The organism is Curtobacterium sp. GD1, assembly GCF_020882855.1.
Taxonomy (GTDB): Bacteria; Actinomycetota; Actinomycetes; order Actinomycetales; family Microbacteriaceae; genus Curtobacterium.
This window is the reverse complement of the sequence record NZ_JAFEVQ010000001.1, coordinates 162429-180577: the sequence shown is the minus strand read 5'-3', so window position 1 is coordinate 180577 and position 18149 is coordinate 162429. Positions and strand designations below refer to the sequence as shown.

Here is an 18149-nt window from a genome sequence, read left to right as displayed (position 1 = left end):
GCCCCTCCCGCATGCAGATCTTCCGCACCACGCTCGCCGCCGCCGCGTCGGCCCTCGTCGCGCTCGGCCTCGTCGTCGCGCCCGCTGCGGCCGACGGTGCACTCGCCACGACGGCCTCCACGACCACGACGCACGCCGCACACCCGGCGGCTGCCGAGCAGGGCCGGACGACGATCACGATCGCGCCGGCGAACCGCGGGATCGTCCAGCGCGACGAGGACCTCGAGCTCTCCGTCACGGTCACGAACGACACCGACGCGGACGTCCCCGCCGGCACCGCGGAGCTCGACATCTTCCGCTCCGTGAGCACGCGCGACGTCCTCTCCGACTGGCTCGCCGACACCAGCACGACCGGTTACCTCGGCGCCCCGATGGACTCCGTGGACGTCCCGGCGGTCCCGGCACACCGATCCGTCACGCTCGGCTCGGTGAAGATCGTCTCGGGCAACGTCGCCCTCGGCGGGTACTCGTCGTTCGGTGCCCGACGCATCGCCGCCGAGTACACGGCCGGTGACACCTACGCCGTGGCGCGGTCCGCGATCACCTGGTACCCCGAGACGGACCAGACGCCGGTGAGCGTCTCGGTCGCGATGCCCATCACCGTCCCGGCGACGAACCAGGGCGTCCTGACGGCCGGCGTCCTGGCCTCAGCGACCGCCGTCGACGGCACGCTCACCCAGCAGCTCGACGCCGCCGAGGACCACAACGTCGCCGTCGCGATCGACCCGCGGATCATCGCGTCCATCCGGATCCTCGGTGAGAACGCACCGTCGTCGGCGACCGCGTGGCTGGACCGGCTCGAGTCACTCCGCAACGAGACCTTCGCGCTCCCGTACGCCGACGCCGACGTCACCGGTCTCCGGCAAGCGGGAGCCGACGGGGTCCTCTCGCCGATCTCCCTCGACCAGGAGATCAAGCAGCAGAACTTCCCCGGCGCGTCCACCCCGACCCCGACCCCGACGTCGGACCCGCAGAGCCCGACGGCCGGCCCCTCCGCCTCGACGTCACCGACCGACGACGCCACCGCCGACCCCGGGACGGACGACGAGGCACCCGCCACGCTGCCCACCACCGATTCCCTGCTCGACTTCCCCTACTCGATGGACGGGATCGCCTGGCCGTCGGACGGCACCGTCACCGCGGCCGACCTGCCGGCGCTCGCGAAGGCCGGCTCGAAGACGACGATCGTGTCGAGCGGCAACACGTCGGCCGGCGCGGACACGACGATCGCCGCGTCCGAGCAGATCGCCGGGCAGCACGTGCTCGTGTCCGACCAGTCGATGTCCGCCCTGCTCCGCACCGCCGCGACCGCGTCGAGCCAGCAGGAGTGGTCGACGGCCATGTCCGAGCTCACCGCGACGCTCGCGACCTCCGCCCGGGCGGGCACGGCCGAGGCACCGATCCTGCTGACCCTCGGTCGCGACTGGCCGACGAACTCCGCGCGGCTGAGCCAGGCCCTCGACGCGCTCGAGGACACCGCCTGGGTCGCCCCGGCCGACCTCTCCACCGCGGCCTCCGCCACGGCCGGCTCCCTCACGCTGTCCGCCGGGACGAACGGCGACGCCCGCATCGACCAGCTGCAGCGACTGGTGGACGGCGAGCAGGACCTCGCCGGGTTCGCGTCCGCGCTGGACACCCCGACCGACCTGACCGCGCCCGCCCGACTCCGGCTGCTCGCCCTGGCCTCGAACGCCTGGCGCACCGACACGGACGGCCTCGCGACCGCCGTCGACGCCCAGGTCGCGAACTGGGCGGGCAAGACCTCGCAGATCAGCATCCCCGACTCGAGCAGCCTCACCCTGCTCGGCGACCGGTCCTCGCTGCCGATCTCCATCCGGAACCGCTCCGACTTCCCGGTCACAGTGCTGTTGTCCGTGCAGCCGTCCAACTCCGCGCTGCGGGTGGTGCGGAACGACATCGAGGTGAAGATCCAGCCGGACTCCTCCACCCGCACGACGGTGCCGGTCCAGTCGGTCGCGAACGGCAAGGTCAACCTGACCCTCTCCCTCACGAGTCCGACCGGGGTGAAGATCGCGACCCCGGCCACCGTGGAACTGAACGTCCAGGCGCAGTGGGAGACCGTGATCACCGCGGCCGCGGCAGTGGCGCTCGTCGCGATCTTCGGTTTCGGCATCTTCCGGAGCATCCGGAAGCGTCGCCGTCGCCGGAACGGCGACGTCGACGAGGACGACGACGAGGACCCGAACCGGCTGCTCGAGGTCCAGCCGGTGGTCGGTGGGGACCCCGTGCCCGCCGCATCGCCGCACGACGGGCGGGCACCGTTCCTCCAGTCCGACACCGCGGTGCGCGACGCACCGACAGCCGACCCCGAGGAGCCGACCATCAGCGCCACCCAGCCCGAGCCGTCCGTCGACGCGGAGCCGGCCGCCGAGCGCAGTCTCGGCCGTGCCAGTGCGATGCTCGCTGCCGGCACCATGCTGTCGCGCATCCTCGGCTTCGCGAAGACCTTCGTCCTCGCCTTCGCGATCGGCAACACCGGCTCCGACGCCGCGAACGCCTTCGGCATCTCGAACCAGCTGCCGAACAACATCTACGCGCTCATCGCCGGCGGCCTGCTGTCCGCCGTGCTCATCCCGCAGATCGTCCGGTCGATGAAGCAGCACACCGACGGCGGCGTGGCCTACGTCAACAAGATCGTGACGCTCGGCGGGTCGGTGTTCATCGTCATCGCGATCGTCGCGACGCTCCTCGCACCGTTCCTCGTCTCCGTGTACAGCCAGCAGGCGTCCGGCGACAGCAAGGGCTTCACCGACGCGCAGACGGACCTGGCCGTCGCGTTCGCCTTCTGGTGCCTGCCGCAGATCCTCTTCTACGCGATGTACTCGCTCCTCGGCGAGGTCCTCAACGCGAAGCAGGTGTTCGGGCCCTTCACCTGGGCGCCGCTGCTCAACAACGTCATCGCGATCGCTGGACTGATCGTCTTCATCGCGCTGTTCGGCGGTCGCGACGTCAACTCCTCCACAGAGGGGTGGACGGCGATCAAGATCGCCGTCCTCGCCGGCAGCGCGTCGCTGGGCGTGTTCGCGCAGGCCGCCTTCCTGCCGTTCTTCTGGCGGCGTGCCGGACTGACCTTCCGACCGGACTTCCGCTGGCGCGGGGTGGGCCTGCGCTCCACCGGGACGGCCGCCGGGTGGCTCTTCGCGATGATCCTCGTGACGCAGCTCGCCGGCATCGTGCAGTCCCGCGTCGCGTCGCTCGCCGGGGGCGCCGGCATCGCCACCCTCGGCACGACGTGGCTGCTGTTCATGCTCCCGCACTCGATCATCGCGGTCTCCATCGCGACGGCGTACTTCACGCGGATGAGCCACGACGCCGAACGCGGCGACCTCGGAGCAGTGCGCCGCAACCTCTCGCTCTCGCTGCGGATCGTCGGCCTGTTCACCGTGTTCGCGAGCGTCGCGCTCATCGTGCTCGCGATGCCGTTCGCCCGGATCTGGGAGAACCGGTTCGACCACACCCAGGCGATGGCCGAGGTCCTGTGGGCCTACATGCCGGGTCTCGTGCTGTTCAGCATGCTCTTCATCATCCAGCGGGTGTTCTGGGCCCTGCACGACCACCGCACGCCGTTCCTGATGCAGTGCGTCCAGTCGGTGCTCTTCGTCATCGGCGCCCTCGCCGTCGCGACCTTCCCCGGCAACGTGATCGGCGTCTCGATCGCGGTGTGCACGACCGTCGCGGGGACCGTGCAGACGATCATCGCGCTCGTCCTCGTCCGCAAGCGTCTGAACGGCATCGAGGGGCCGATCGTCACCCGGTCGCACGTGCAGTTCGTCATCGCCGCGCTCATCTCCGGCGTCGTGGGGCTCGTCGTCGTCAACTTCTTCGGCGGCTTCTCGGCCGACGGGTTCGCGATGTCCGACGTCTCCGGCGCACTGATCACCATCGCCCTCACCGGCGCCGTGATGGTGCTCGTCTACTTCGGGGCGCTCGTCGTCGCGAAGAACGGCGAGATCAGGGGCGCCGTCGACATCCTGCGGAAGCGGCTCGGTCGCTGACGCGCTCCCGGGCGATGCGGAATGCCACGCCGGTAGCATGTGTTGACCCGGTCAGCTATCTACGGAAGGGCAGCGAGGCATGCGCCAGCTCATCATCATCGGTTCCGGCCCGGCCGGGTTCACCGCCGGCATCTACGCGGCACGCGCGGAGCTCAAGCCCCTGATCGTCGCCTCCAGCGTCGAGACCGGCGGCGAGCTCACGAAGACGACCGAGGTCGAGAACTTCCCGGGCTTCCCCGAGGGGATCCAGGGCCCGGACCTCATGATCAAGATGCAGGAACAGGCCGAGAAGTTCGGTGCCGAGGTCCTGTACGACGACGCCGTGTCGGTCGACCTCACCGGTGACGTCAAGAAGGTCACGGTCGGCTCCGGGGAGACATACGAGGCCCTCGCGGTCATCTACGCGACCGGTTCGGCGTACCGCCACCTCGGCCTCGCCGACGAAGAGCGACTGTCCGGCCACGGCGTCAGCTGGTGCGCGACCTGCGACGGCTTCTTCTTCCGCCAGAAGAACATCGCCGTCGTCGGGGGTGGCGACTCCGCGATGGAAGAGGCGACGTTCCTCACCCGCTTCGCCGACAAGGTGACGGTCATCCACCGCAAGGACACCCTGCGCGCGTCGAAGATCATGCAGGACCGGGCGATGAACGACCCGAAGATCGAGTTCGCGTGGAACAAGGAGGTCACCGGCATCACGGGTGACTCCGCGGTGACCGGCGTCACGCTGCGCGACACGGTGGACGGCACCGAGAGCGAGCTGGCCCTCGACGGCCTCTTCATCGCGATCGGCAACGACCCGCGCACGCACCTGATCCACGGGCAGATCGACATCGCCCCCGAGGGCACGATCGCGGTCCAGGGTCGCTCCTCGAAGACGAACCTGCCCGGCGTGTTCGCAGCCGGTGACGTCATCGACCCGACCTACCGCCAGGCCATCACGGCTGCCGGCTCCGGCACCGTCGCGGCGCTCGACGCGGAGAAGTACCTCGCCGAACTCGACGACGCGCTGACCGGCCCCGCCGAGGGCGTGACCCCGGAGTCGCCCGTCACGGTCGACGTCGAAGCCGCCCACGCCTGATCCACGGAATACCGCAGCGCCCCGGGCGTTGCACCCACTGATCGACTTCTCGAAGGAGCACACATGTCCAACGCCAAGGCAGTCACCGACGCCACCTTCTCGGACGAGGTCCTCAAGTCCGACAAGACGATCCTCGTCGACTTCTGGGCCGAGTGGTGCGGCCCGTGTCGCGCGGTCTCGCCGATCCTCGACCAGATCGCCGAAGAGCACGCCGGCAAGATCGAGATCGTGAAGCTCAACGTGGACGACAACCCCCAGTCGGCCATGAACTACCAGATCACCTCGATCCCGGCGATGAAGGTCTTCAAGGGCGGCGAGGTCGTCAAGACCGTCATCGGCGCGAAGCCGAAGCCGGCACTCGAGGCCGACCTCGCAGAGTTCCTCGCGTAGGCACCTGCCCCACCGAGCGGCCCCGCACCCCACCGGGTGCGGGGCCGCTCGCGTTCCCGGGCCACTGGTTCAGGATCGGCCCCGTCGCGGGGCCCGGGTTTCCGGGGTCGATGTCGTAGTGTGGCGGGAATGTGAGTGGCGGGCAGGTCCCGCTGGAACGGAGCCAAGATGACGAACGGCAACAGCCTCGACCCCTGGTACGACTCCTACGCCCAGCGCACCGCCGGGCTGAGCGCCTCCGAGGTCCGAGCCCTGTTCGCCGTCGCGTCGCGGCCCGAGGTGGTCTCGCTCGCCGGCGGCATGCCGTACGTCTCCGCGCTGCCGCGTGAGCTCGTCACGGGCTCCCTCGACCGTGTGATGGCCGAGGACGCCGCCATGGCGCTCCAGTACGGCGGGGGACAGGGCCTGCGGTCCCTGCGCGAGCACATCGTCGACGTGATGAGCCTCGAGGGCATCCGTGCCAGCGCCGAGGACGTCGTCGTCACCACCGGGTCGCAGCACGCGCTGGACCTCGTCACCCGACTCTTCATCGACCCGGGTGACGTGGTGCTCGCCGAGTCGCCGTCCTACGTCGGCGCGATCGGGGTCTTCCGGTCGTACCAGGCCGAGACCGTGCACGTCACCACCGACGAGAACGGTCTCGTCCCCGAAGCGCTGCGCGAAGCGATCGCGAACCTGCGGACCCAGGGCAAGCGGATCAAGTTCCTCTACACGATCCCGAACTTCCACAACCCCGCCGGTGTGACCCTCAGCCGCGAGCGTCGCATCGAGATCCTCGACATCTGCCGGTCGAACAACATCCTCGTGCTCGAGGACAACCCGTACGGCCTCCTCTGGTTCGACGAGCCGGCGCCGCAGGCGATCCGATCGATCGACGAAGAGGGCGTGGTCTACCTCGGCTCGTTCTCCAAGACACTCGCGCCGGGCTTCCGCGTCGGCTGGGCCCTCGCACCCCACGCCATCCGCGAGAAGCTCGTCCTCGCCAACGAGTCGGCCGTCCTCGCGCCGAACTCCTTCGGCCAGTACGTCGTGAACGCCTACCTCGACGCCGCGGACTGGAAGGGTCAGGTCGACACCTTCCGGGGCCTCTACGCCGAGCGTCGTGACGCCATGCTGTCCGCGCTGGGGGAGTTCCTGCCGGACCTGTCCTGGACGAAGCCGAACGGTGGGTTCTTCGTCTGGCTGACCCTGCCCGAGTCCCTCGACTCGAAGGGGATGCTGCCGCGGGCGGTGAAGGAGCTCGTCGCGTACACCCCGGGGACGGCCTTCTACGCCGACGGACGCGGCGGCGGTCACATCCGGCTGTCGTTCTGCTACCCGACGCCGGAGCAGATCCGCGTCGGCGTGAAGCGGCTCGCGAACGTCGTCAACGACGAGCTCGAGCTGGTCGAGACCTTCGGGTCCGCGACGCGGCCCAACGCGGTCGTCCGACCCGCATCGTCCGTCAGCGCTCCGCCGCCGAACATCTCCTGATCAGCACTTTTCACCGTCCCACCCGCAGTACCGGAGGTCCAACCGCATGGCCGAGCTCACCCGCCGTCACGTCGTCGTCGTCGCGGGAGGGATCTCGCACGAGCGTGACGTCTCCCTGCGGTCCGGTCGCCGTGTGGCCGACTCGCTGACCGGGTACGGCTGGCAGGTGGACCTCCGCGACGCAGACGCATCGTTGCTCCCGACCCTGCGGGAGAGCCGCCCGGACGTCGTGTGGCCAGCTCTGCACGGCGCCTCCGGTGAGGACGGCGCCCTGCGGGGCATCCTGGAGGCGCTGGACATCCCGTTCGTCGGCTCACGTTCGACGTCGGCCCGGCTGGCATGGGACAAGCCCACCGCTTCGGCGCTGGTCGCGCGGGCGGGCGTCCGGACCCCGCGCTCGGTCACGCTCTCGCACGACGTCTTCCGGGAGCTCGGCGCGGTCGGCGTCCTCGAGAGCATCGCTGTCGAGCACCCGGTCCCACTCGCCGTCAAGCCGGCCCGAGGCGGCAGCGCCCAGGGCGTCACCCTCGTCGACGACGTGAACGACCTGCCGCGCGCGATGGTCACCGCGTACACGTACTGCGACGACGTCGTGGTCGAGCAGCTCATCCGTGGGACCGAGGTCGCGGTCGGCATCATCGACACCGGCGACGGTCCGGTGGCGCTCTCCGCCGTCGAGATCGTCCCGCGCAGCGGCATCTACGGGTTCGAGGCTCGGTACAACGCCGGCGAGACCACCTTCTACACGCCGGCCCGCCTGTCCGAGGAGTTCGCGGCTGCTGCGTCCGCCGCCGCCGTGGCAGCCCACGAGGCCCTCGGTCTGCGACACATCTCGCGCGTTGACCTCATCGTCGACGCCGCTGGGACGCCCTGGTTCCTCGAGGCGAACGTTCTCCCCGGGCTCACCGAGACCTCTCTCGTGCCGCAGGCCCTCTCCGCGTCGGGCTTCGACCTGGGATGGACCTACGCCGAGCTCGCGGAGCAGGCGATCCGCGACCACCGGGCCTGACGCTGCGATCGTGGGATGCCGACACGTTCCACGTGGAACATCCCTCGCCGCCGTCCTGGCGGCCGTGGGCCTCGGGACACTGGCCGTGGGCGAAGCCGTGCACTGGCGGGCCGCTCGTCGGGCAGGACGGCTTCCACGACCAACGAAGGGCTCCACTGGGCTCGTCGTCGTCCTGGGGTTCGGCAATCGCAGCCGTCGCATCAACGTCGTGAATCGATGGCGGGCCCGGATCACTGTCCGCACAGCACGCTCGGCTCGCGCTGCCGGCGCTTCCGCTCAGATCCTCTGCAGTGGGGGAGCGGTGCTTGGGACGGTCGCGGAGGCCGTGCTCCTCCGCGACTACATCGAGAACTGCATCGGGTGGGATGGCCCGGTATCGATCGAGTCGGAGAGTCGTTCGACGTGGGAGAACGTGCGCAATGCGCTGCCGTGGATCGAGGCCGCTGACTGGGTCGCCTTCGCATCGAACGGACTGCACGCTGAGAAGGCGCGTGTCTACCTCGGGCGTCAGCGACCGGAGCTTGCCGGGCGGCTCGTGGCTGCCGATGACTATCGGTTCGGAGAGATGAGCCTGCTGAAGCCGGTGTTCGCTGCCGTCGGGCTGTGGAAGCTTCGTGCCGTGTTCCACGTGAAGCCTCCGGCCTGATCCACCCGTTCCACGTGGAACATTCGCCCAAGCCCGCGCGCAAGACGCCGGTCTCGACCTCTCCGCGATCCACACTCGCCGCCGGAGGGCCGCACACAGAGCGATCCGGCCCGGAGCCACAGCCCTCACTTCCATGCATGCCGGGACGAGCGCGGAATCCCTGCGCGCGGCCGTGACGCAGGATGGAGACGGTGCCCTCGGGTGGCCCGCACCCGTCTCATCGCACTCGAACAGGAGCCCTTCGCAGCGGCTCGCAGACCGAGGGCTCCGTGCCAACCGCCGAGAAGATCGTTCGCAGCTCATCCCCCAACGGGGGAGCGGCCCGGCCCGAGCGCCCCGCCCATCACGGATCGCGCCAATGCCGAGAAGGAACCCCGGGGACCAACTACGCCTCGCATCGTGCGTGTCATCCGACATCCCGCCTCATGTTCCGCCACCCATACGCGTGCGAACGTGCAGCTCGGCTCGAGGTCGGATTCGAGACGCGCGGCAGCCGCTCCACAGCCCCACCGCGAGTGCCTGGCCCGGATGACCGCCGCGACGGGGACACGCGAGCCACTGGTATCGACGCCTGGCCGCTCCTGGCCGCTCGGTGCAGGGGCGAGATCGCTCGGTCTGACGGCTCCGTGGGCCCGAGCACGGCGCCACGATCGGACAGAACGGCGTCTGCTGGCCCACACGAACCACCCTCGGCGCTTCGACTCGATGTTCCACGTGAAACGCTGCCTGCACGATCAGGCCCCGAACAACGGGGTACCCGAGAGGCCACAGCAGGCTCACTCAGGGCCCAGTAGACCCGCCGTCAGACCCACGGACCCGACGACGCCGTCGAGCCGGCAGGCGGCCGTACAGCGCCGTACAGTGACCTCCGCGGCAGAAGACGGCCGAACGTCAGCCCGCGACGTCCTCGATACCGAGCTCCCCGAGGATCCGGTTGAGGTCATCCCCGTTCGCGAAGTCGATCGTCACCGAGCTCTTCCGCGCCCCGACAGCGATCTTGACCCGCGTGTTCAAGCGATCCCCGAGGCGCTCCGCCAGGTCGTTGAAGTGCACCTGCCGCTTGGACGGCTCCGCCTTGGGCTTCACCGGCGTCTTCGCCGCGAGCTGCTGCGCGATCGACTCGGCCGCCCGGACGGACAGGTCCTCATTGACGATCTTCTCGGCGAGGTACTCCATGGCCTCGGCGTCCGGCGCAGCGAGGATGGCACGCGCGTGTCCAGCCGAGAGCACGCCCGCTGCCACACGCCGCTGAACGGGGGAGGGGAGGCGCAGCAGTCGGATCGTGTTGGTGATCTGCGGACGCGAACGGCCGATCCGCTGGGCGAGCTGCTCCTGCGTGATCCCGAAGTCCGCAAGGAGCTGCTGGTACGCCGACGCCTCTTCGAGCGGATTGAGGTTCGCACGGTGGAGGTTCTCGAGCAGCGCATCGCGGAGCATCGCATCGTCGGGAGTGTCCTTGACGATGGCGGGGATGGTACTCAGCCCGAGCTCCTTGGTGGCGCGGAGTCGGCGCTCGCCCATGATCAGCTCGTACTGCGGTTCGGTCCCAGCGGCGCCGGCAATCGGGCGAACGACGATCGGCTGCAGGACACCGATCTCGCGGATCGAGTGGACGAGTTCCTGCAGTTCCTCTTCGCGGAACTCCTTGCGCGGCTGCTGCGCGTTCGGCACGACGTCGAGGGGGTTCAGGTTCGCCAGACGCGCGCCCGGAACCGCGACGAGCTCCTCCGCGGTCGCACCGTCGACGAGCGGCGCGGACGCCGGCGATCCACCGGTCGGGAAGAACACGTCGACAGGACGGTCCTGCTGCTCCGACGCCGTCGGGATGAGGGCTCCGATGCCCCGTCCGAGTCCAGTTCGCTTCGGTGCCATCAGTGCTGCGCTCCTCGTGCTGCGATCTCGGCTGCCGCCTCCAGGTAGGAGAGCGAGCCGGTTGAGTTGACGTCGTACGCAACGACGCTCTGCCCGTAGCTCGGGGCTTCGCTGACGCGGACGGATCGGGGGATCACGGCCTCGAGCACCTGTTCGCCGAAGTGCTCCCGCACGTCTGCTGCGACCTGGTTGGAGAGGTTCGTCCGGCTGTCGTACATCGTCAAGAGGATGGTCGACACGGCGAGGTTCGGGTTCAGGTGCCGCTCGATGAGCTCGATGTTCCGGAGCAGCTGACTCAAGCCCTCAAGCGCGTAGTACTCGCACTGGATCGGGATCAGGACTTCGCGCGCTGCGACGAAGGCGTTGATCGTGAGCAGTCCGAGCGACGGCGGGCAGTCGATGAAGACGTAGTGGTACGGCTCGTCCAGCGACTCGAGGTACTGGTCCAACGCGGTCCGCAGGCGCTGTTCGCGAGCGACGAGCGACACCAGTTCGATCTCGGCGCCGGCGAGGTGGATCGTGGCCGGTACGCACCAGAGTGTGTCCGACTCGGGGGAGCGCTGGACCGTGTCCGCGATCGGTGCCTCGTCGACGATCACGTCGTAGATGCTCGGGACCTCGGCCTGGTGGTTGACACCGAGCGCCGTGGAGGCGTTGCCCTGCGGGTCGAGGTCGATCACCAGCACGCGCGCTCCGCCGTGCGCCAACGCAGCGGCGAGGTTGACCGTGGTGGTGGTCTTGCCGACGCCACCCTTCTGGTTCGACACCGTGAAGACGCGCGTCTTCGGCGGCAGCGGGAACTGCTGCGTCGCGATCGCACGGCGACGACGGTTCAGATCAGCGATCTCACGGGCGAGCGGTGTCGACGCGTCGTAATCGGTCGATGAACTCAACGAGTGCCTCTTCCCCGGTTCGGTGTTTCACGTGGAACGCGGAGCCACTGGTGGCCGGTCGAACCGGCCCGAGCCGCAGCGTCAGTCAACTGTAGCCCGGAAGACGCGCGTGGTCTCCTCGACCACACCGACTCCGAGCTCCAGCACCTCGACATCGGCGAGACGCTTCCGGAGGATGACCTTGCGGGCCTTCTCCATCTCGTCCTCGACGCGGGCGCCCTTCATGAGGATGAGCTGGCCACCGGAACGAACCAAGGGCACGGTCAGCGGGATCAACTTCGACAACGCGCTGACGGCCCGCGCGGTCACCTGGTCGACCACGATGTCGTCGGCGACGTCCTCAGCACGGGCACGGACGACCTCGACGTTGTCGAGGCCGAGGCGCGAGGCCTCTGACGTCAGCCAGTCCACTCGCCGTTCCATCGGTTCGATGAGCGTGAGGTGCACGTCCGGCCGGGCGATCGCGAGCACCAAGCCGGGGAGTCCAGCACCGGAACCGACGTCGGCGACCCGGCCCCGTTCCTCCAGGAGTGGAGCGAGCACCGCAGAGTTGAGGATATGTCGCGTCCACAAGCGCGGCAGCTCGAGCGGGCCGATCAGGCCGAGCTCCTCACCGCGTCGAGCAAGCTCGTTCGTGAAGGAACGCGCCAGGTCGAGACGATCGCCGAAGAGCGTCGCAGCAGCCGCCGGCTCCGTCTCGAGGACGGGAGGTGCGGTCTCGGTCATCGGGTGACGACCGTGTGGCGGTCCCGACCCTCACCCTCGGACTCCGAGTGGAACCCCTTCTCGGCAACCAGGTCGTGGACCAGCTTGCGCTCGTACGACGACATCGCGGGCAGTGCAGCCGTGGTCGAACCCGCCTCGATGCGCTCGATTGCGGTGTCGACGAGGCGCTGCAGTTCGGACGCACGAGCATCGCGCGAGCCGCCGACGTCGAGGATCAGCCTGCTGAACTCGCCGGTCTCGGCCTGGACGGCGATGCGCGTGAGCTCCTGCAGGGCCGAGACGGTGTCCGGCTTCGACAGCACGCGGAGCGCGTCGCCCTCGTCCGTGACGGACAGGTACACGCGGCCCGCACGCTCCTCGATCTCGATGTCACCGTCGAGGTCGCAGATGTCGAGGAGTTCCTCGATGTAGTCCGCCGCGATGTCGGCTTCGTCGCGGGCGTCGTCGTCGACGGTCGCGGTCGAGGTGTCGACGGTGGTGTCCACGGCGTCCGCGGTGTCCTGCTCGGTCACTTACTTCTTCCCGTTCTTCTTGGCACGGTTCTTGCCGACCGGCTGCTGCCGCTGGGTCGTCACACGGACGGCCTCGATCTCGGCGGCACCGGCACCGGCGCCGGCCTCGGCGAGGACCGGGGTGGCGGCACCGCGACGCTGCGCCTTCTTCGCGAGACGTGCCTCACGAGCGAGGGCGGCCTCGGAACCGGGGGTCGGCATGCTGCGGATGACGAAGTACTGCTGCGCCATCGTCCAGACGTTCGAGGCGAGCCAGTAGAACATGACGCCGAGGGGGAACGACAGACCGGAGATGACGAAGACCAGCGGGAGGATGTACAGCATCATCTTCTGCTGGCGGTACATCGGAGACTCCTTGGTCTCCGGCGACATGTTCTTCGCGACGAGCTGCAGCTGGGTGATGAACTGCGAGGCGGTCATCACGACGATCATGACGCCGGCGATGACCCGGACCTCCCAGCCGGAGGCGTTCGTGAACGTCTCGTGCAGGGGAGCGCCGAAGAGCGATGCGTTGCCGAACGACGCGGCGAGGTCGTTCGTGAGCAGGCCGATGCCCGTCTTGTTGATCTGCGCCTCGTGCAGCACCGAGTACAGCGAGAAGAAGATCGGCATCTGGATCAGCAGCGGCAGGCAGGAGCTCAGCGGGTTCGTCCCGGTCTCCTTGTACAGCGCCATGGTCTCGCGGCTCATGGCCTCACGCGAGAACTGGTCCTTCTTGCCCTTGTACTTCTCTTGGATCTTCTTGAGCTGCGGCGCCACCTCGAGCATGCGGCGCTGCGACTTGATCTGGCGCACGAAGATCGGGATGAGCGCGGCGCGCACCACGAAGGTCAGGAAGATGATGGAGAGCACCCAGGTGATGCCGGCTCCGGGGTCCATGCCGATGCTCTCGAAGATCCAGTGGAAGCCCACGAGGATGGCCGAGACCACCCACTTGAGCGGCCAGAGGATCGTTCCGATGAATCCGAGGTCCATGGGGACTGTCACGCCTTTCGAGTGCGCTGGGGGAGCAGGACCGGCAGGGTGGAACCACCCGTGGGCTGCGGCTGCGGCTGGGTCGGTGCGAGCACGAACCCGAACCGGTTGACGTCGTAGGGGCGACGCCGTGCACGGACGTCGTCGATGCCCCCGGCTGCCCAGGGGTTGCACCGTGCGATGCGCCATGCACCCATGGCGGATCCGCGGACGACGCCGTACTGCTGGATCGCCTCGAGCGCGTACCGGGAGCACGAGGGGTGGTACCGACAGACGTTGCCGTAGAGCGGTGAGATCACGGCACGGTAGGCGCGCAGCACGATGACGCACACGTTGCGCGGGAGCAACGCGACGGCCCAGGCGAGCCGGGTCCACAGGTTGCGGTTCATGCTGCCTTCTCCACACCACGCGCACAGGAGCGCGAGACGTCTTCGAGCAGGGTAGGCCATCCGGCCTGCGCAGCGGCTGGCAGTGCGCGGACCACCACGTCGTAGCCGACGGGGATGTCGGCGAGCAGCCCGTGCGCGATCGCCTTGAGGCGACGCCTGACCAGGTTCCGGGTCACGGCGTTGCCCACCGTCTTCGCGACGATGAACCCGAACCGTGTCGGACCGGTACCGCTCGACGGGTCGCCCGAGGTGCGACGGACCACCGATACGACGGCGTGCGCCGTGGCGCTTCTGCGACCACGACGCACGACGGACCGGTAGTCGTCACCTCGGACGATCCGGTTGGCGCGGGCCAACACGAGTCGGTACCGGAGGACGAGATCAGGCGGGGAGCCTGATCAGGCGCTGAGCTCGGTGCGGCCCTTGGCGCGACGTGCGGCCAGGATGGCGCGGCCGGCACGGGTGCGCATGCGGGCGCGGAAGCCGTGCTTCTTGGCGCGGCGGCGGTTGTTCGGCTGGAAGGTGCGCTTGCTCATGATGTTCTCCACACGGCTGCTCGCGGCGAGCCGTCACGTATGTGTAGTCGCTCGGTGCCGAACGACGCAGATGGGCGCGACCGAACGGCCGCAGTCAACTGGTTAACGGTACGTGACAGGGGCGAGCAGGTCAAACGCCGTCGTCGACCCGACCGCGGGAGCAGTGCGCACGTTCATTATCCACATTGGGGAAAACGTGCGTTCGGTACGACGCGCTCGAGTCCTTTACAGTGGGGTGATCGACCGGCCAGCGGCCCGGTACGACGGGGGATTCCCCTCGTCGTACGGCTCGCGCCGGTCGTGGACAAGACTGTGGACAACCCTGTGGACCACCATGCGGGACGACACGCGTCCGGGCCGTCGACGATGCCACCCGGACTCACGACGACTCGCCAGGAACGTTCCGGCGGTCGACGCTGCGCCGGTCCGTCCGGCGGCGGTGGACACCCAGTGCAGACGAGCACCAGCGACGAGCACGACACGACATCAGGAGACGAGCGCGACATGACGATGCCGGCCGACCCCGTCGAGGACCTCTGGTCATCCGTCCTCGGACTCCTCTCGGAGGACGACCGCATCACCCCGCAGCTCCACGGCTTCCTCAACCTGGTCGAGCCGAAGGGCGTGCTCGCCGGCACCCTCTACCTCGAGGTGCCGAACGACCTCACCCGCGGCATGCTCGAGCAGCGGATCCGCATCCCGATCACCGAGGCCGTCTCCCGCATCGGTGACGACACGGTCGCGAACTTCGCCATCACGGTGAACCCGGACATGGCGTCCGAGCCGCGGGTCGACACGCAGGTCACGAGCAACGTCCCCGATTACGCCGAGCCGGTGCAGGAAGCCGTCGAGCAGAGTGCGGCCCCCCGCCAGTACATCGAGGCGCCGTTCGTCCCGAGCCAGATCGACTCCCCGGGGACCAGCGGTCGCCCCGAGTCCCGGCTCAACCCCAAGTACAACTTCGACAACTTCGTCATCGGCTCGTCGAACCGCTTCGCCCACGCGGCGGCGGTCGCGGTGGCCGAGGCGCCGGCGAAGGCCTACAACCCGCTCTTCATCTACGGCGACTCGGGTCTCGGCAAGACCCACCTCCTGCACGCGATCGGCCACTACGCCGAGAGCCTCTACCCGGGGATCCGGGTGCGCTACGTGTCCAGCGAGGAGTTCACGAACGACTTCATCAACTCGATCGCGAACAACCGGTCGAACCAGTTCCAGCAGCGGTACCGCGACATCGACATCCTGCTGATCGACGACATCCAGTTCCTGCAGGGCAAGGACTCCACGCAAGAGGCGTTCTTCCACACCTTCAACACGCTGCACGACCACAACAAGCAGGTCGTCATCACGTCGGACGTCGCGCCGAAGCACCTGACCGGGTTCGAGGACCGGATGCGCTCCCGCTTCGAGTGGGGCCTCATCACCGACGTCCAGGCGCCCGACCTCGAGACCCGCATCGCGATCCTCCGCAAGAAGGCGCAGTCCGACCACCTGCAGGTGCCCGACGACATCCTCGAGTTCATCGCCTCGAAGGTGTCGAGCAACATCCGCGAACTCGAGGGCACCCTGATCCGGGTCACGGCGTTCGCGAGCCTCAACCGGACGGCCGTCGACATGGCCCTGGTGCAGACGGTCCTCAAGGACCTCATCACGCTCGACGACGACAACGTGATCGCGCCGACGGACATCATCAACCACACCGCGGAGTACTTCAAGCTCTCCGTCGACGACCTCTACGGGTCCTCCCGCTCGCAGGCGATCGCCACGGCACGGCAGATCGCGATGTACCTCTGCCGTGAGATGACGAGCCTGTCGCTGCCGAAGATCGGACAGCTCTTCGGCAACCGGGACCACACCACGGTGATGTACGCCAACAAGAAGATCGCGGAGCTCATGAAGGAGCGTCGCTCGATCTACAACCAGGTCACGGAGCTGACCAGCCGCATCAAGCAGGACCGCCGCTACCGCTGACGCACGTCGCGTTGCGTCGCGCTGCGCACATCTGGTACGGCCCTGGAGGCGCGGCTGACGACCGTCAGATCGGCCTGCTTCCGCGCGCATCCACCATCTGAGACGGTTCCATGCGCCGGACTTCACACAGTGTGGAAAGCCTGTGGATAACTGTGGAGGACACGCCGGTCGGTTGTTCACAGCGGAGGGGCCACCTGTGGAGACTGGGGATGGAAGTGGATAGATGAGATTCATTCATCCAGACGCCGCCCACACACCACTCACAACTCACACGTGTGTAGTTCCCTGTGGACAAGCGGTGTTAACAGGGTTATCCACAGTGTGCACAGGCGTTAACACCATTACTCCTGGTTAACGATTGATCTCAGCGGGCCAACCTTGTGGACGGCGGGATGACAAGAAATCCGGGCCTCGCCGGGCTGTGCCACAATGGGGCGGCCGGACAGTCCAACCGATCGACAGGGGTTCCAGCTGTGAAGTTCGAGGTCAACCGGGACGTCTTCTCCGAAGCCGTCTCCTTCGCGGTGAAGCTCCTCCCACAGCGCACGACCCTCCCGATCCTCTCGGGCGTCCTCATCCACGCCGACGGCGATCGACTCACGCTCTCGTCGTTCGACTACGAGGTCTCGGCGCAGACGTCCATCGCCGCGCAGATCGACGACCCCGGCACGGTGCTCGTCTCCGGCCGGCTCCTCAACGACATCGCGAGCCGCCTGCCGAACGCCCCGGTCACCTTCACCACCGAGGACTCCAAGATCTCGGTCACCTGCGGTTCGGCGCACTTCACGCTGCTGTCCATGCCGGTCGAGGAGTACCCGACGCTCCCCGAGATCGGCGAGCAGACCGGCGTCATCCCCGGCGACGCCTTCTCCGAAGCCGTGTCCCAGGTCGCCGTCGCCGCCAGCCGCGACGACGTCACCCCCGTGATCACCGGCGTCCAGCTCGAGGTCGGTGACAACGACCTCTCGCTGATCGCGACGGACCGCTACCGCGTCGCCGTCCGCACCATCGCGTGGGACTCCGGCCGCGTCGGGTCGGACCCGCTGCACGCGCTCGTCCCGGCCCGCACCCTGCAAGAGGTGGGCCGCACGTTCGGCTCGGCGTCCACCGTCTCGGTGTCGATCAGCGGCTCGTCCGACCGCGAGCTCATCGCGTTCCACGCGGACGACAAGACCGTCACCTCGCTGCTCATCAAGGGCAACTACCCGCCGGTCCGCCGGCTCTTCCCCGAGACCGTCCAGGACCACGCGGTGATCAACACCGCGGAACTGGTCGAGGCGGTCCGACGGGTCTCCCTCGTCCTGGAGCGCGAAGCCGCCCTCCGGTTCTCCTTCACGGTCGACGGGCTCACGCTCGAAGCGATCGGTTCCGAACAAGCGCAGGCGTCAGAGTCGATCAGTGCGTTGCTGACCGGTGAGGAAACGGTGGTCTCGCTGAAGCCCGCCTTCCTCCTGGACGGGTTGAACGCGGTGCACTCCGAGTTCGTCCGGATCTCCTTCACCAAGACGGAGAACCCCAACAAGCCGGGCCCGGTGCTCATCACCGGGCAGACCTCGCAAGAGGCCCCGGCCGCGGACGGATACCGGTACCTGCTGCAGCCCAATCTCCTGCTGCGGTAAGCGCAACAGCCAAACACTGCGCTGACGCGCCATCCCTGCATCAG

General features: G+C 68.4%; 16 protein-coding genes. 8 read left to right on the top strand and 8 right to left on the bottom strand.

Annotated elements, in window-relative coordinates:
* Positions 1-11 precede the first annotated feature (11 nt).
* The 6 genes from JSX79_RS00910 (at position 12) to JSX79_RS00885 (ending at position 8612) form a co-directional block, all read left to right on the top strand.
* A complete protein-coding gene (locus JSX79_RS00910; protein WP_229084723.1) occupies positions 12-4016 on the top strand; it encodes a DUF6049 family protein in 4005 nt (1334 codons plus the stop codon).
* A 79-nt stretch (positions 4017-4095) separates the two neighbouring features.
* The gene (gene trxB / locus JSX79_RS00905; RefSeq protein WP_070417477.1) at positions 4096-5094 is read left to right on the top strand and encodes a thioredoxin-disulfide reductase; all 999 of its coding nucleotides are present in this window, start codon (positions 4096-4098) and stop codon (positions 5092-5094) included.
* Positions 5095-5157: 63 nt separating this feature from the next.
* Complete coding sequence (gene trxA, locus JSX79_RS00900) at positions 5158-5484, top strand: thioredoxin (protein ID WP_017887828.1); 327 nt, start codon at positions 5158-5160, stop codon at positions 5482-5484.
* 168 nt (positions 5485-5652) lie between these two features.
* Positions 5653-6957 (top strand): PLP-dependent aminotransferase family protein, encoded by a 1305-nt coding sequence (locus JSX79_RS00895; RefSeq protein ID WP_071294222.1) that lies wholly within the window; start codon positions 5653-5655, stop codon positions 6955-6957.
* 46 nt (positions 6958-7003) lie between these two features.
* The gene (locus JSX79_RS00890; RefSeq protein ID WP_092385576.1) at positions 7004-7966 is read left to right on the top strand and encodes a D-alanine--D-alanine ligase; all 963 of its coding nucleotides are present in this window, start codon (positions 7004-7006) and stop codon (positions 7964-7966) included.
* 10 nt (positions 7967-7976) lie between these two features.
* Positions 7977-8612 (top strand): ElyC/SanA/YdcF family protein, encoded by a 636-nt coding sequence (locus JSX79_RS00885; RefSeq protein ID WP_308061313.1) that lies wholly within the window; start codon positions 7977-7979, stop codon positions 8610-8612.
* An 891-nt stretch (positions 8613-9503) separates the two neighbouring features.
* Here the strand turns inward: JSX79_RS00885 and JSX79_RS00880 are convergent.
* The 8 genes from JSX79_RS00880 to rpmH all read right to left on the bottom strand — a co-directional run bounded on the left by JSX79_RS00880 (position 9504) and on the right by rpmH (position 14515).
* Positions 9504-10484 (bottom strand): ParB/RepB/Spo0J family partition protein, encoded by a 981-nt coding sequence (locus tag JSX79_RS00880; RefSeq protein ID WP_092385578.1) that lies wholly within the window; start codon positions 10482-10484, stop codon positions 9504-9506.
* Positions 10484-11377, bottom strand: a complete 894-nt coding sequence (locus tag JSX79_RS00875) for a ParA family protein (RefSeq protein ID WP_071294225.1) — start codon at positions 11375-11377, stop codon at positions 10484-10486. The genes JSX79_RS00880 and JSX79_RS00875 overlap by 1 nt, the downstream gene beginning before the upstream one ends.
* Positions 11378-11458: 81 nt before the next feature.
* On the bottom strand, positions 11459-12103 hold the full coding sequence (rsmG, locus tag JSX79_RS00870) for a 16S rRNA (guanine(527)-N(7))-methyltransferase RsmG (protein WP_092385580.1): 645 nt from the start codon (positions 12101-12103) through the stop codon (positions 11459-11461).
* On the bottom strand, positions 12100-12615 hold the full coding sequence (locus JSX79_RS00865; protein ID WP_175473651.1) for a R3H domain-containing nucleic acid-binding protein: 516 nt from the start codon (positions 12613-12615) through the stop codon (positions 12100-12102). Before JSX79_RS00865 ends, rsmG begins: the two co-directional genes overlap by 4 nt.
* Positions 12616-13590 (bottom strand): membrane protein insertase YidC, encoded by a 975-nt coding sequence (gene yidC / locus JSX79_RS00860; protein WP_070417471.1) that lies wholly within the window; start codon positions 13588-13590, stop codon positions 12616-12618. It abuts the gene before it with no gap.
* Between the two features lie 8 nt (positions 13591-13598).
* Positions 13599-13979, bottom strand: coding sequence for a membrane protein insertion efficiency factor YidD (gene yidD, locus JSX79_RS00855; RefSeq protein WP_071294227.1), 381 nt, complete (start codon positions 13977-13979; stop codon positions 13599-13601).
* Positions 13976-14338, bottom strand: coding sequence for a ribonuclease P protein component (gene rnpA / locus JSX79_RS00850; protein WP_229084721.1), 363 nt, complete (start codon positions 14336-14338; stop codon positions 13976-13978). The genes yidD and rnpA overlap by 4 nt, the downstream gene beginning before the upstream one ends.
* Before the next feature lie 39 nt (positions 14339-14377).
* The gene (rpmH, locus tag JSX79_RS00845) at positions 14378-14515 is read right to left on the bottom strand and encodes a 50S ribosomal protein L34 (RefSeq protein ID WP_058724833.1); all 138 of its coding nucleotides are present in this window, start codon (positions 14513-14515) and stop codon (positions 14378-14380) included.
* A 504-nt stretch (positions 14516-15019) separates the two neighbouring features.
* On the opposite strand from rpmH, the gene dnaA reads away from it, so the two are divergent.
* Together dnaA and dnaN are read left to right on the top strand one after the other, a co-directional pair.
* The gene (dnaA, locus tag JSX79_RS00840) at positions 15020-16486 is read left to right on the top strand and encodes a chromosomal replication initiator protein DnaA (RefSeq protein WP_374474643.1); all 1467 of its coding nucleotides are present in this window, start codon (positions 15020-15022) and stop codon (positions 16484-16486) included.
* 473 nt (positions 16487-16959) lie between these two features.
* The gene (dnaN, locus tag JSX79_RS00835) at positions 16960-18105 is read left to right on the top strand and encodes a DNA polymerase III subunit beta (protein WP_070417468.1); all 1146 of its coding nucleotides are present in this window, start codon (positions 16960-16962) and stop codon (positions 18103-18105) included.
* The last annotated feature ends 44 nt before the right edge of the window (positions 18106-18149 follow it).

Bases quoted from the DNA above. Each gene is read 5' to 3' on its own strand.
- yidC (WP_070417471.1), bottom strand. From the start codon at position 13,590: ATGGACCTCGGATTCATCGGAACGATCCTCTGGCCGCTCAAGTGGGTG.
- dnaA (WP_374474643.1), top strand. From the start codon at position 15,020: ATGACGATGCCGGCCGACCCCGTCGAGGACCTCTGGTCATCCGTCCTC.
- yidD (WP_071294227.1), bottom strand. From the start codon at position 13,979: ATGAACCGCAACCTGTGGACCCGGCTCGCCTGGGCCGTCGCGTTGCTC.
- rsmG (WP_092385580.1), bottom strand. From the start codon at position 12,103: ATGACCGAGACCGCACCTCCCGTCCTCGAGACGGAGCCGGCGGCTGCT.
- JSX79_RS00895 (WP_071294222.1), top strand. From the start codon at position 5,653: ATGACGAACGGCAACAGCCTCGACCCCTGGTACGACTCCTACGCCCAG.
- trxB (WP_070417477.1), top strand. From the start codon at position 4,096: ATGCGCCAGCTCATCATCATCGGTTCCGGCCCGGCCGGGTTCACCGCC.
- trxA (WP_017887828.1), top strand. From the start codon at position 5,158: ATGTCCAACGCCAAGGCAGTCACCGACGCCACCTTCTCGGACGAGGTC.
- JSX79_RS00880 (WP_092385578.1), bottom strand. From the start codon at position 10,484: ATGGCACCGAAGCGAACTGGACTCGGACGGGGCATCGGAGCCCTCATC.
- JSX79_RS00910 (WP_229084723.1), top strand. From the start codon at position 12: ATGCAGATCTTCCGCACCACGCTCGCCGCCGCCGCGTCGGCCCTCGTC.
- rpmH (WP_058724833.1), bottom strand. From the start codon at position 14,515: ATGAGCAAGCGCACCTTCCAGCCGAACAACCGCCGCCGCGCCAAGAAG.
- JSX79_RS00890 (WP_092385576.1), top strand. From the start codon at position 7,004: ATGGCCGAGCTCACCCGCCGTCACGTCGTCGTCGTCGCGGGAGGGATC.